The 2,858-nt window shown below is 58.1% G+C and carries 2 protein-coding genes and 1 pseudogene; all 3 read left to right on the top strand.

The features are described 5' to 3' along the window. A partial coding sequence (locus F552_RS18075; protein WP_033374335.1) for a 2-deoxy-5-keto-D-gluconate 6-phosphate aldolase domain-containing protein occupies positions 1 to 507 on the top strand: 507 nt, incomplete at its 5' end. Between the two features lie 105 nt (positions 508 to 612). Beyond that, positions 613 to 2,475 carry a 3D-(3,5/4)-trihydroxycyclohexane-1,2-dione acylhydrolase (decyclizing) gene (gene iolD, locus F552_RS0100030; RefSeq protein ID WP_018149667.1) on the top strand — a complete coding sequence of 621 codons (1,863 nt, stop codon included), beginning with the start codon at positions 613 to 615 and terminating at the stop codon, positions 2,473 to 2,475. Positions 2,476 to 2,667: 192 nt separating this feature from the next. Beyond that, positions 2,668 to 2,858 (top strand): annotated as a pseudogene (locus F552_RS18070) (myo-inosose-2 dehydratase); the annotation flags it as partial.

Below are 2,858 nucleotides of genomic sequence, written 5' to 3'. Positions count from 1 at the left end.
ATCAAGTGTCTGGTGCAATACCATCCGGACGATAGCGTCGAGAACCGGCTGGATCAGGAAACCCAGATCCGTACCCTGTACGAAGCGGCGCAGGCCTCCGGTCACGAGCTGTTGCTGGAGATCATCCCCAACAAACAGCTACCGCAACACGCCGACACCGTCTACCGGGCGCTGAAGCGCCTGTACAACCTCGGCATCTATCCGGAATGGTGGAAGCTGGAGCAGTTTGAGACCGCAGAACAATGGGCGGCTATCGACAGCCTGATTCAGGAACGCGACCCGTACTGCCGTGGCGTGGTGCTGCTGGGGCTGAATGCCCCGGTGGAGACGCTGAAGCAGGGCTTCAAGGCCGCCCGGGTCAGCCAGACGGTACGTGGTTTTGCAGTCGGTCGCACCATCTTCTTCGAGCCGAGCCGGCAATGGCTGGCGGGTGAGATTGATGACCGTGGCGTGATCGAGGCCTGCAAGGCCACCTTCAAGACCTTGATCGCCGCCTGGCGCGGTTAAGCCACACAGCCATAACTGATATGTATTAGAAAATAGAAAAACCCGGTCGGCAGACAGATCGACCGGGGCCCATCTGAGCAAAGAGAATACAGGATACACACCATCATGAGTCAAACCATACGCCTGACCATGGCGCAAGCACTGGTTAGATATTTGACCGCACAAATGGTAGAAGAAGATGGCCAGCAGGTACCCCTGTTTGCCGGCTGCTTCTCTATCTTTGGACATGGCAACGTGGCGGGTCTGGGCGAAGCACTATACCAGTACAAAGATCAGTTCCCGACCTACCGCGCCCATAACGAACAAGCCATGGCCCATAGCGCCATTGCTTACGCCAAGAGCAAGTTCCGTCGCCGCATGATGGCTGTCACCTCCAGTATCGGTCCAGGCGCCACCAACATGGTCACCGCCGCCGCGCTGGCCCACGTTAACCGCCTACCAGTGCTGCTGTTACCCGGTGACTACTTTGTACACCGTCTGCCTGACCCGGTATTGCAGCAGGTAGAAGATTTTACCGATGGCGGCATCTCGGCCAACGACTGTTTCAAACCGGTATCCCGCTATTTCGACCGCATCGTGCACCCAGCTCAGTTGCTTAGCGCTTTGCCGCGCGCCATTGCCACCTTGACCGACCCGGTCAATTGTGGCCCGGTAACGCTGGCGCTGCCGCAAGACGTACAGGCCGAAGCCTTTGATTATCCGGTCGAGTTCTTTGAACCGCGCGTGGTGCGTTTCCGTGCCCCTGTGCCCGAACAGGCCGAGTTGCAAGCAACCATTGCTGCGCTCAAATCTGCGAAACGTCCGATGATTGTCTCGGGTGGTGGCGTACTGTATGCCAATGCCACAGCACAGTTAAAAGCCTTTGCCGAAAGTTTCGGCGTACCCGTGGGTGAAACCCAGGCCGGCAAGAGTGCCTTGCCATGGGACCACCCCATGCAAGCCGGTGCCATTGGTGTGACCGGTGCATCTGCTGCCAACGCGCTGGCCAGCGAAGCTGACGTGATTCTGGCGGTCGGTTCCCGCTTGCAGGACTTTACCACTGCATCCAACAGCCTGTTTGGTAACGCCAGGGTCATCAGCCTCAACGTTAACCCGTTTGATACGCTCAAGTGGCATAGCCTGCCATTGCATGCCGATGCTGCGCTTGGGCTGGATGCGCTGCAAGCCGGTTTGGCGGGCTGGAAAGCAGATACGGAATGGACGGCAAAAGCCGCCGGGCTTAACCAGGAATGGCGCACTATTGTCAGCCAAATTACCAGCCGCACCGAACCGCCTTCAGCAGACTACCTGCCGTACGACGGTGAAGTGATCGGCGCGGTACAACGCAGTAGCAACTCTACCCATACCGACATTGCCGTGTGTGCTGCCGGTACGCTGCCCGCCGAGCTGCACAAACTGTGGCGTACCAGCTTCCCGGGTGGCTACCACATGGAATACGGCTACTCCTGCATGGGTTACGAGATTGCCGGTGGCCTGGGGGTCAAGATGGCGCGTCCAGAAAAAGACGTGTTCGTGATGGTGGGCGATGGCTCTTACCTGATGATGAACTCCGAGATCGCTACTTCGGTGATGCTGGGGCATAAGCTGATCATCGTGGTGCAGGATAACCGTGGCTACGGTTGTATCAACCGCCTACAGCAAGCGACAGGCAGTGCACCGTTCAACAACATGCTGAAAGATTGCCTGACGGGCCAGCACGGATTCCCGCAAGTGGACTTCGCCAAACATGCTGAAGCGCTTGGCGCGATATCCGAGCACGTGCCCAATATTACGGCGCTGGAAGACGCCCTCAAGCGTGCCCGTGCCGCAGATCGGACCTACGTGATCGTGATCGACACCGATGATCGTCGCGTGACCAAAGAAGGCGGTGCCTGGTGGGAAGTGGGCATCCCTGCTGTGTCTACGCGTGAGCAGGTAAATGCGGCCTATGCCCGCAATCAGGAAGCAAAGCAGCACCAGAAGAAATAAGGCAAGCATTCAACGGATAGATCAACCAGACACCAGCCTGTCCCGTTGCGGGGCAGGCGGTCATCGAGTCTGGGTAGCCGGCGAGTCAGTGTTGAGAGACAGTGCGTGCTTGTTGGTGGGGGACCGGTAAGCCGCGACTCCCGGCTGCTTCAGGCTCCGGTCATGCACCGGATGACAGACAGAGGATAAACCATGCAATTCGACGTAAAGATAGGGGTAAACCCGATTTCCTGGTTCAACGACGACCTGACCTCACTGGGGGGCGAAACGCCGCTGGAGGTCGCCCTAACCGAAGGCAAGGAAATCGGCTTCCAGGGCTTTGAACTGGGCAACAAGTTCCCGAAAGACAAAGTGGAACTCAAAGCCACGCTGGACCAGTACGG

This window comes from Leeia oryzae DSM 17879 (assembly GCF_000376945.1).
Classification (GTDB): domain Bacteria; phylum Pseudomonadota; class Gammaproteobacteria; order Burkholderiales; family Leeiaceae; genus Leeia; species Leeia oryzae.
This window is presented reverse-complemented; position numbering and strand designations above follow the sequence as displayed.

Excerpts from the sequence above, each read along its gene's own strand:
- iolD (WP_018149667.1), top strand. The coding sequence starts at position 613 with ATGAGTCAAACCATACGCCTGACCATGGCGCAAGCACTGGTTAGATAT.